Origin of the sequence: Rhodopseudomonas palustris (assembly GCF_003591005.1) — a bacterium.
Lineage (GTDB): Bacteria > Pseudomonadota > Alphaproteobacteria > Rhizobiales > Xanthobacteraceae > Rhodopseudomonas > Rhodopseudomonas palustris_K.
The window spans coordinates 135,715-143,780 of the sequence record NZ_QYYD01000015.1; the positions used below are offsets into that span (position 1 = coordinate 135,715).

At 64.3% G+C, this 8,066-nt stretch carries 7 protein-coding genes; all 7 read right to left on the reverse strand.

Going from position 1 to position 8,066, the window contains the following annotated elements:
* Positions 1–33: 33 nt before the first annotated feature.
* Positions 34–1,107: a branched-chain amino acid ABC transporter permease gene (locus D4Q52_RS15890; RefSeq protein ID WP_119857535.1), complete on the reverse strand. Its 1,074-nt coding sequence runs from the start codon at positions 1,105–1,107 to the stop codon at positions 34–36.
* 3 nt (positions 1,108–1,110) lie between these two features.
* On the reverse strand, positions 1,111–2,004 hold the full coding sequence (locus D4Q52_RS15895; protein ID WP_119857536.1) for a branched-chain amino acid ABC transporter permease: 894 nt from the start codon (positions 2,002–2,004) through the stop codon (positions 1,111–1,113).
* Positions 2,001–2,276, reverse strand: coding sequence for a hypothetical protein (locus tag D4Q52_RS15900; protein WP_119857537.1), 276 nt, complete (start codon positions 2,274–2,276; stop codon positions 2,001–2,003). The genes D4Q52_RS15895 and D4Q52_RS15900 overlap by 4 nt, the downstream gene beginning before the upstream one ends.
* The gene (locus D4Q52_RS15905) at positions 2,273–4,204 is read right to left on the reverse strand and encodes a long-chain fatty acid--CoA ligase (RefSeq protein ID WP_119857538.1); all 1,932 of its coding nucleotides are present in this window, start codon (positions 4,202–4,204) and stop codon (positions 2,273–2,275) included. Before D4Q52_RS15905 ends, D4Q52_RS15900 begins: the two co-directional genes overlap by 4 nt.
* Entirely contained in the window at positions 4,201–5,028 is an 828-nt protein-coding gene (locus tag D4Q52_RS15910; RefSeq protein WP_119857539.1) for an ABC transporter ATP-binding protein, read from the reverse strand. The genes D4Q52_RS15905 and D4Q52_RS15910 overlap by 4 nt, the downstream gene beginning before the upstream one ends.
* A gap of 264 nt (positions 5,029–5,292) precedes the next feature.
* A complete protein-coding gene (locus tag D4Q52_RS15915; RefSeq protein WP_119857540.1) occupies positions 5,293–7,179 on the reverse strand; it encodes a glycosyltransferase family 39 protein in 1,887 nt (628 codons plus the stop codon).
* 113 nt (positions 7,180–7,292) lie between these two features.
* Positions 7,293–8,066, reverse strand: a 774-nt coding sequence (locus D4Q52_RS15920; protein ID WP_234831214.1) for a hypothetical protein, incomplete at its 5' end; no start/stop codon positions are given.

The window sequence follows — 8,066 nt, forward strand, 5'->3', positions numbered from 1 at the left end:
ATTGACGTCGTTTTGCGTCTGTTTTCGGCCCGTTCAATGCGAGAACGGGTAGAGCTTCCAATAGGCCTTGATCTGGCGCCAGCGGTGCGCGAGGCCGTCCGGCTCGAACACCAGGAAGGCGATGATGATCAGGCCGATCGCGATCTCGCGCAGAAAGGTGAGGTTGTTGTTGAGCAGCAACGCGCGGTCGATCGCGCTGCCCTTCAGCTCCATGCTGATCCACTCCATCGCCTCCGGCAGCAGCACCACGAAGGCAGTGCCCATCAGCGTGCCCGAAATCGAGCCGATGCCACCGATGATGATCATCGCCAGGAACAGGATCGAGCGCTCGATGCCGAACCCTTCGTTGGAAACGACGAGCTGGTAATGCGCATACAGCGCGCCGGCGATGCCGGCGAAGAACGCGGCGAGCCCGAACGACAGCGTGCGATATTTGGTGAGGTTGATGCCCATGATCTCGGCCGAGAGATAATGGTCACGCACCGCCACCAGCGCGCGGCCGTCGCGGGTGCGCATCAGATTGGTGACCAGGATGTAGCTGACCAAGAGATAGGCCAGCACGACGTAGAAATACTGCTTGTCGCCGCGCAGCACCCAGCCGAACAGCGAGAACGGGTTGGCCGAGGCGGGCACCGAGCCGCCGGAGAACCATTCGGCGCGCGAGAAAAAGTCGATCAGGATGTACTGCGCCGCCAGCGTGGCGATCACGAGATAGAGTCCCTTGAGCCGTGCCGCCGGCAGGCCGAAAATGAGCCCGACCAGCGCGGTGATAATTCCGGCGAGCGGGATGGTGAAGAACACCGGGATCGGCAGGTTGTTGTTGAGATAGGCCGAGGTGTAGGCGCCGAGCAGGAAGAACGCGGCGTGCCCGATCGAAATCTGGCCGGTGAAGCCGACCAGGATGTTGAGGCCGAGCGCCGCAATGCCGAAAATGCCGATCTGGATCAGGATGCTGAGCCAGTAGCCCGACAGAACCAGCGGCGCGAACGCGATCAGCACGGCGCCGAGGATCGCCATGTTGCGGCTGGTCCGGGTCGGGAAGATCGTGGTGTCGGCGGCGTAGGTGCTGCGGAAATCGCCGGCGGGGATCAAAGAGGTGTTGGCCATGGGTCAGATACGCTCGATGTCCTTGGTGCCGAACAGGCCGTAAGGCTTGATCATCAGGATGATGATCAGCACGTAGAACGGCGCGATTTCGTAGAGATTGCCCCAGTGTAGATATTCGCTGTCGACATACTGGGCGATGTTTTCCAATAGGCCGATGATGATGCCGCCGAGCACGGCGCCGCCGATCGAGTCGAGCCCGCCGAGGATTGCGGCCGGAAACACCTTAATGCCATAAGCGGAGAGCCCGGACGACACGCCGTTGACCACGGCGACGACGACGCCGGCGACCGCCGAGACGGTGGCGGAGATCGCCCAGGCCATCGCGAACACGCTCTTGACCGAAATGCCGAGCGACTGCGCGACCTGCTGGTTGAACGCGGTGGCGCGCATCGCGAGGCCGTACTTGGACACTTTGAAGAACCACGCCATGCCGATCATCATCGCGACTGAGACGACGAGGCTCATGACGTAGACGGTTTGCAACTGGAAGCCGGCGATCGATACCGACTGGGTGGTGAAAATCTGCGGGAACGGCTGCGGATTGACGCCGAAGATCCATCTCAGCGCTGCCTGAAACACGGTGGACAGCGCGATCGTCACCATGATCACCGAGATGATCGGCTCGCCGATCATCGGCCGCAGCACCACGATCTGGATCGCGATGCCGAACACGAACATGAACACCAGCGTGATCGGCATGCCGAGCCAGAACGGGATCTGATATTTGGCGAGCAGCGCCCAGCACACCCAGGCGCCGATCAGCAGCAATTCGCCCTGCGCGAAATTGACGACCTGCGTGGCCTTGTAGATCAGCACGAAACTCATCGCGACGACGCCATACAGCGTGCCGACGACGAGGCCGTTGACGAGAAGCTGGATCAGGAGATGCGAGTTCATGCTGAGTTCTCTCCCGTCATTGCCGGGCTTGACCCGGCAATCCATCCTCTTCGGATGATGGATGCGCGGGTCAAGCCCGCGCATGACGTCTGAAAATATTGCGACGTCGTGCTGATTTCGCCGGCGATACGTTCAGCAGCGTTTTGGTCCCGCCTCCCCACGTCATGCCCGGGCTCGTCCCGGGCATCCACGCCTTGCAGCGCTGGCGGTGGGTCGAAGGCGTGGATGGCCGGGACAAGCCCGGCCATGACAGAGGGGAGGGCGATCGTCATTCCGCAGCCTCCGCATGTGCCGCGGCGCTACCAAGATCCACCACCTTCAGCGACGTCCTGATCCGCTGAGTCGTGCCGTCCTGGAATTTGATGGTGGTATCGACCGGGATGTCGGCCTTGCCGCCGTAGATGCCGTCGATGATGTCGGCGTATTTGTCATTGATCACCGAGCGGCGGACTTTGCGGGTGCGGGTCAGTTCGCCGTCGTCGGCGTCGAGCTCCTTGTAGAGCAGCAGGAAGCGGCTGATCCGCTGCGCCGGCGGTAGGGTGGCGTTGACGGTTTCGACTTCGCCGCGCAACAGCTCGTAGACCTCGGGGCGCGAGGCCAGGTCCGAGTAGGTGGTGAAGGCGATGCGCTTCTTCTCGGCCCATTTCGAGATGATCGAGTAGCGGATGCAGATCATCGCGGCGAGGTGATCGCGGCCGGCTCCGAGCACCACGGCTTCGGCGACGTAGGGCGAGAACTTCAGCTTGTTTTCGATGTACTGCGGCGAGAACTTTTCGCCATGTGCGGTCTCGGCCAAGTCCTTGATGCGGTCGATGACGACGAGCTGGCCGGCGGCGTTGAAATAGCCGGCGTCGCCGGACTGCATCCAGCCGTCCTTCATGTCGGCGGCGGAGGCTTCCTCGTTCTTGTAGTAGCCGAGATACATGTTGGGGTGGCGCACCACGATCTCGCCGATGCCCTGCACGTCGGGATTCTCGACCCTGATCTCGATCTCGGCCCCCATCGGCACGCCGGTGGTGTCGGGATCGACCGCATCCGGCTTGTGCAGCGTATAGGCGCCGAGCAGTTCGGTCTGGCCGTACAGCGTGCGCAGCGGCACGCCCATCGCGCGGAAGAACCGGAAGGTGTCCGGCCCGAGCGCCGCGCCGCCGGTGGCGGCCGAGCGCAGCCGCGTGAAGCCGAGCCGGTCGCGCAGCGCACGGAACAGCACGGCGTCGGCGAAGGCCGAATGCTTGCCCTGCTCCAGCGCGGCGAGGCCGGCCTTCATGCCGGTGTCGTACAGCTTCTGCTTCAGCGGCGAAGCGTCCATCACGCGCGCACGGACATCCGCGGCGATGCCTTCCCAGACCCGTGGCGCGAACAGCACGAAGGTCGGGGCGATCTCGCGGAAGTCGTTCATCATCGTGTCGGGCTCTTCGACGAAGTTGACCTTCATCCGGCATAAGAGCCCTTTGCCGAGCGCATAGACCTGCTCCATGATCCACGGCAGCGGCAGCACCGAGACGTATTCGTCGTCCGGCCCTTTGGGATCGAAGGCGAGATACGTCGCGCAATGCTTCAGCACGCGTCCCGCCGCGAGCATCGCCAGCTTGGGATGCGACGTGGTACCGGAGGTCGTGCACAGGATCGCCACGTCCTCTCCGCGCGTCGCATCGACCAGGCGGTCGTACAACTGCGGCTCGCGCTGCGCGCGGGCGCGGCCCATCGCGGCCAGCGTATCGGCCGGCAGCAGCCGGGGATCGTCGTATTTCCGCATCCCGCGTGGGTCGGAATAGACGATGTGCTGCAGGTTCGGCACCCGCTCGGCGAGCGCCAGCAATTTATCGACCTGTTCCTCGTCCTCGGCGAACACCAGCCGGGCCTCGCCGTATGTCAGAAGATACGCGGCTTCCTCGTCGAGCACGTCGCGATACAGCCCCAGGCTCATCGCGCCGATGGCGTGGGTCGCGATCTCAGCCGACACCCAGTCGGGCCGGTTGTCGCCGATGATGCCGATGACGTCGCCCTTGCCGAGGCCGAGCTCGACCATGCCGAGCGCGAAATCATGCACGCGGGCCTGATAGTCCGCCCAGCTGAATTCGCGCCACAGTCCAAGATCCTTCTCGCGCAGCGCGATGGCGGTGCCGAATTCGCGCGCATTCAGGCGAAGCAGTTTGGGGAAGGTGTCGGCTGCCGCGGCGCGGCCGATATAGTCCATCATGCCACGCGCTCCGCGGCGGGCGGATTCGACGGCAGGTCGTCCGGATAGGTCAGCACCTCGTCTTCCTCGCCCAGATAAGCGCGCTTGACGTGCGGATCGGCCAGCACTGCGGCCGGCTCGCCCTCGGCGATCTTGCGGCCGAAATCCAGCACCACGACGCGGTTGGAGATGTCCATCACCACGCCCATGTCGTGCTCGATCATCACCACCGTCATGCCGAACTCTTCGTTGAGATCGACGATGTAGCGCGCCATGTCCTCCTTCTCTTCGAAGTTCATGCCGGCCATCGGCTCGTCGAGCAGGATCAGCTTCGGCTCCAGCGCCATCGCGCGGGCCAGCTCGACCCGCTTGCGCAGGCCGTAGGAGAGGGTGCCGGCGGTCGCCTTGCGCACCGACTGCAGGTCGAGAAAGTCGATGATCTCCTCGACCTTGCGGCGGTGCTGCAGCTCCTCGCGCCGCGCGCCGAGCCAGTACAGCGCGCCGGTCAGGAAGTTGTTCTTCAACAGATGGTGGCGCCCGACCATGATGTTGTCGAGCACGCTCATGTGGTGGAATAGCGCGAGGTTCTGGAAGGTGCGGCCGATTCCGAGCGGCGCGCGAGCGTTGGGCTTCAGCCCTGTAATATCGCGGCCGCGATAGAACAGCTGGCCTTCGGTCGGCCGGTAGCGGCCGGAGATGCAATTGACGATGGAGGTCTTGCCGGCGCCGTTCGGCCCGATGATGGAAAACAGCTCGCCATCGTTGACGGCGAAGCTGACCTCGCTCAGCGCGCGCACGCCGCCGAACCGAAGGGACACATTGCGCACTTCTAACGCGTGTTCCAAACCTGCTCCTCCCCGAGCACCCGCCGTCGACGCGGTCGGTGATGCTCCCGGCACTTTGCGCGCCTTGTGGGCGGTTGATCCGCCTATCAAAGCTTATAGCAGCCGAACGATTGACGATATTCGACTATTTTTGGCTTGGGGAAAGATACTGAACGCAAGCCGCGGTCGCACGAGTGCAGTTGCGCGGCCCGGGCATCGCAGATAGCGGCGAGTTGCCGCATCCCACGAGCTGTCTGCTGCGATGCAGCAAAAGCAGCCCGGATATCAAATCCGTCGCCAGATCGATGCGCGGCCAAGTTTGTCAGGGAGCTCGTAGGTCCCCGTATTCTTGTAGCGGGTCTGCTCGGCCATCGCGTCGACGATGCCGACCATCCGCGGATAGTCCCAACCCAGCAATTCCGATGAATAGCGGCTGTCCGGGGCGTCGATTATGACGACAACATCGGCTGTCGATTGCGCGATGCGCTGGCGCATCAGGTCCCGGACGTCTGCGCGCGTGGGCTGACGGTCGATGAAAGGGTCGGTGACCAGCCGGTCGCAGCGGCAATGCTCGCGGATCACCCAAGCGAACAGCTTGCTGCTCCCAAAGGTCGTGAACACCGTGACCTGGCGGCTGCGGTCGAGCTCCGGCAGATAACGCCGGATCAGATCGAGGTCGGTCGGTCCATCCTTGGCGCGGATAGCCGTCGCGTAGACCGCACCGGGGAGCGGCCGGCCGATCACGAGGGCGATCAGCGACGCCACCGCCGCCGCCGCGACCAGGCCGCGGACCCAGGGCGACAGCGCGCGCCGCAATCGTTGCAGCAGCAGTGCAGCACCGACACCGGAGCAGATCCACACGGCGAACACCCAGGTCGACATGAAGCGCCCCTGGTGCTGCGGATGGATGATGACTCCGAGCCAGGCCACCGCGGCGAATACAAACACGACGCGGGCGCCGGGCGCGAGGCGGGGGAGGCCGAGCACGCCGATCAGCGCCAGCGCCGCCACCGGCAGCGCCATCCAAGGCGCCACGTGATAGCTCTCGGTAAACGCGCGCCAATAGAACTGCGCGCCTTCCCAGACGCCGGTGTTGCCTTGCGGACTGTTCGCCGGGCCGACGAACCAAAGAAAGCGCGATAGCCGGTGCGGCAGCAGGAAGGAGATCGCGATCGGCGTCAGGTGCCAATACAGCAGGGCGCGGCCAGGCACGCCGAGCGCTGTGTCGATCGCGGCTCTGTGGCGCCACCAAAACAGCGACCACCACAGAAACAGCAGCGCGTAAGCGAGGGTTGTCAGGTTCTCCGGCGGATACAGCGAGATCGATTTGCCGAACAGCTCCAGCGCAGTCGGCCCGCGCGCATAGATGGCGGCCACCAGTGCGGCGACCAGCGCCGCCATGACCAGCAGCGGCTGGCGGAGCACGGAGGCGGCGAGCGGTCCGATCTTGATGCGCCCGATCGCGCGCGCGCGCTGCATGGTGCCATCGAGGCGCTCCGACGCGAATGCGATCCCGAACGCGATCAGCAACAGCCCCCAGTAATTGCCCTTGTGGAAGAACAACACAGTCAGCAGCACGGCGAGCAGCCGCCATCGCGAGGCTTGGTCGGGCTTGGCCGACGCCCGCAGATAGGCCCACAGCGCAGCGGCCGATAGTCCGGCACCAAGCCCTTCCAGCATGACATCGGTGCTGATCAGCCGGAAGGCAGGGCTGGCGGCGGTGAGGATGGTGGCGATCGCCGCGGCGAACAGGCCGTCGATCCGGTTCGTCACCATCCGGCGCGCGACCAGCCACACGAAGGCCAGCGTCATCACCCAGCCGATCAGACTCGGCACGATGGCGAGACGATAGTCGATGCCGCCGATCAGCAGCACGATGCTCAGCACCAGCCCGTGGAACGGCGGCCAGACCTTGGCCTTTTCGAGTTCGCCGAAGAACCAGGCTGGATCGAGATTGCGCGCTGCCAGCGCAAGGTCGAGGCCAAAGCTATAGTGGGAATTGCGGTCGTGATAGAAACCGCGCCACAACAGATCCGGTGCGTGCGCGTAGGCGGCCCACATCGCGCCGGCGATGCCGACCGCGACGGCCAGCACGATCACGAAGGCGGCGCCGTCGATCCAGCTGCTGTGCCGGTCGGCTTGCTCGATGCCTCGGCGATCCCCACCGGCCATTGCCATCCTCAAGGGCGTTGAGGCCTGCACCCGAAGCGATGCGCTGCCGATTCCCCCACCCCGGATAGCATGCGGGGTTCGGCGGGGATAAGGCGGATCGTCGATTCTGTGGCTTACGAGCGGGCCGGATCAGCGTACAGCCGCGCGAAGACCATGCCGATGAAGATCGAGATCATCGCCGCGCTGAACGCGTTCATCGAGAGTAGTCCGGCATATTCGGTGTCTTGGTAGAGATGTGGCGGCACGCCGTAGCTGCCGTGCAGGAACAGATAAGCGACGACCGGCAAACCGGCGAGCGGCAACATCAGCAGCCGTTCGCTCGGCCGGAACAACACGCTCGCCAGCATCGCGCAAGGCAGCAGAAACAGTTCAATGCCGGACGGCTCGCCGATCAGCCAGGTGCAGAACACGGTGTTGCCGGTCGTGATCAGGGCCAGCGCGACGCGGCCAAGCCGCGACTGAATGCGGGAGAGGGCGGGGACGGCGAGGAAGAAGGGAAATGACAGCAGCGTCAGCAGCAGCCATGGCATTCCGCCGGTGCCGGCAACGAACGCCACATACAGCGGATAAAACGGCGCGTTGCCGGCCAGCACCAGCGCCACCAGATTGCCAGTGGCGGCGAGGGGATCGGGATTGTCGGTATAGGCGCGAAGCCAATCGGCAATTCGCGTCAGTGGTGCGGGCAGCATCAGGCTCACGATCGGTCGAAGATTGTCGGAGCCGATCGTAGTCCGGAAGCCAGCGGTGAGGGAAGCGGCGGGGGCGTTATAGAATGCGAAGGCGATCGACCGCGGCGTGGTTTTGTGCGCGGACCGACACAAAAAAACAAAAAAAAAGGGGGGGGGTTTTTTTTGGTTTGGGGGGAAGAAAGGGGGGGGGGGGGGGGG

Coding starts and splice junctions, on each gene's coding strand:
- D4Q52_RS15890 (WP_119857535.1), bottom strand. CDS start 1,107: ATGGCCAACACCTCTTTGATCCCCGCCGGCGATTTCCGCAGCACCTAC.
- D4Q52_RS15895 (WP_119857536.1), bottom strand. CDS start 2,004: ATGAACTCGCATCTCCTGATCCAGCTTCTCGTCAACGGCCTCGTCGTC.
- D4Q52_RS15900 (WP_119857537.1), bottom strand. CDS start 2,276: ATGACGATCGCCCTCCCCTCTGTCATGGCCGGGCTTGTCCCGGCCATC.
- D4Q52_RS15905 (WP_119857538.1), bottom strand. CDS start 4,204: ATGATGGACTATATCGGCCGCGCCGCGGCAGCCGACACCTTCCCCAAA.
- D4Q52_RS15915 (WP_119857540.1), bottom strand. CDS start 7,179: ATGGCCGGTGGGGATCGCCGAGGCATCGAGCAAGCCGACCGGCACAGC.